Source organism: Oleiphilus sp. HI0067, assembly GCF_001635735.1.
The window spans coordinates 1-1,230 of the sequence record NZ_LWFI01000485.1 but is presented as its reverse complement, the minus strand read 5'-3'; the positions used below and the strand labels follow the sequence as shown (position 1 = coordinate 1,230).

Annotated in this window: 2 protein-coding genes; both read right to left on the bottom strand. The window is 44.4% G+C overall.

What is annotated here, in order from left to right; translation table 11 throughout:
* Positions 1 to 762: TonB-dependent siderophore receptor (locus A3739_RS05840; protein ID WP_156502383.1), on the bottom strand; the 762-nt coding region annotated here is incomplete at its 3' end.
* Between the two features lie 29 nt (positions 763 to 791).
* Positions 792 to 1,010, bottom strand: coding sequence for a hypothetical protein (locus A3739_RS05835; protein ID WP_068500652.1), 219 nt, complete (start codon positions 1,008 to 1,010; stop codon positions 792 to 794).
* Positions 1,011 to 1,230 lie beyond the last annotated feature (220 nt).

Below are 1,230 nucleotides of genomic sequence, written 5' to 3'. Positions count from 1 at the left end.
ACTTTGACTGATATGCCGAGGCACCCTCTTTTGCTCTATGCCCGGATTCGTCACGATATCTTGGGTGGTCGGATTCTGAAAATCTTCGTAGAAATAACGAACAGAAATATCATCACTTTCTAAAGACAGGTCACCACCCAAGCGATATGTGTACCTCTCCACTTCTTCAGTTTTTTCGGTTTGAAGACGGGCTGGAGCCGCACCTGTAAAAGGCGTAATAAGATCTTCAGTATAGGTAGCAAAAGATGTAAAAATACGCGCATTTTCGACCGGTGAAAAACCGATCTCAGCACTAGTATTTAATCGCGTGCCCGAAGGGCCCTCCTTGTCCCACGTCGCCACATCCGTGGTAAAACCATCGCTATCTCGAACGTCGTAACTGAACTCTAAATCATATACATCTTCTTTGTAACTTAGCCAGCCAGCACTCGATCGGACGGCCGCATCTAGCTGGTTGTCGGATATATTTTGCTCTCCGTAACTACCTACATCTCCCTTTACGGTATATGACAAACCGTCAGCTGGATCGGTAGTAATGACATTAACCACTCCCCCAATCGCGTTGCTGCCGTATAAAGCGGAAGTAGCCCCCTTTACAATTTCTATTTGCTCGACATTAGCGAGACCAATTTGGGTTAAGTCAGTACCAGAATTGGTACTTTGGGAGACACGCTCACCATCCACTAAAACAATGACTCGTTTAGCATCGACACCCTGCATCCATACCTCAGAGCCCGATTTACCATGGATTGGCTTAATCAAAAGCCCTGGTACATCTTTAATCGCCTCACTTAGATCACGTGCATTTTTAGCACTATCTCCTCGCGCGAAATCACCTCTACACGCACTGGCGATTCGAGAAGCAATTTCTCAGTTCTAGAGCCTGTAATGACAACAGTTTCTGCTTGAACAGAATCTGTCTTGACTTCAGTTTGTGTCGTCTCAGCCGTGGTTACCGTGCTACACACAGACAACATACTTGCAGCAGTAAGGGATAACGTCTTATTCATTTATGTGATTACTTACTCTTTATAACGCTCAAACCGAATCTAAGCGCGTGGTATTAATTTTAGAGGGCGCGAGATTACCAACTAAACAAGGAAGTATCAATACAAATGCAAATCATTCTTATTTGTTTTTCTATTACCAACTAGGGAAAAACCTTTTTACCCGCACCAATGCCACAACACCCCACTTAATCCGACTAAATTGCATAGTCGCAGGCTCATT